The sequence below is a fragment of the Curtobacterium sp. P97 genome (assembly GCF_023712445.1).
Classification (GTDB): domain Bacteria; phylum Actinomycetota; class Actinomycetes; order Actinomycetales; family Microbacteriaceae; genus Curtobacterium.
The window spans coordinates 1-383 of sequence record NZ_JAMAYF010000235.1 but is presented as its reverse complement, the minus strand read 5'-3'; the positions used below and the strand labels follow the sequence as shown (position 1 = coordinate 383).

1 protein-coding gene is annotated in these 383 nt (G+C 74.2%); it reads right to left on the bottom strand.

The annotated features are described in order from the left end of the window. A partial coding sequence (locus tag M3677_RS17810; protein WP_251161247.1) for an aconitase family protein occupies positions 1–383 on the bottom strand: 383 nt, incomplete at both ends.

The window sequence follows — 383 nt, the reverse complement described above, 5'->3', positions numbered from 1 at the left end:
ACACCGAACCGGGGACGACGAGCATGCGGGTGTCGGCGGCGACGTGGTTGCCGCGCAGCAGCTCGGCGGCGACCCGGAGGTCCTCGATGCGGCCGTTGGTGCAGGAGCCGAGGAACACGGTGTCGACGCTGATCTCGCGCAGCGGGGTGCCGGCGGTCAGGCCCATGTAGGCCAACGCGGACTCGGCGGCGGCCCGGTCGGACTCGTCGGCGAACGACGCCGGGTCGGGCACCGCGGCGCCGATCGGCAGACCCTGGCCCGGGTTGGTGCCCCAGGTGACGTAGGGCGTGAGGGACGCCGCGTCGATGACGACCTCGCGGTCGAAGACGGCGTCGTCGTCGGTGCGCAGCTCGCGCCAGGCGGCGACGGCGGCATCCCAGTCC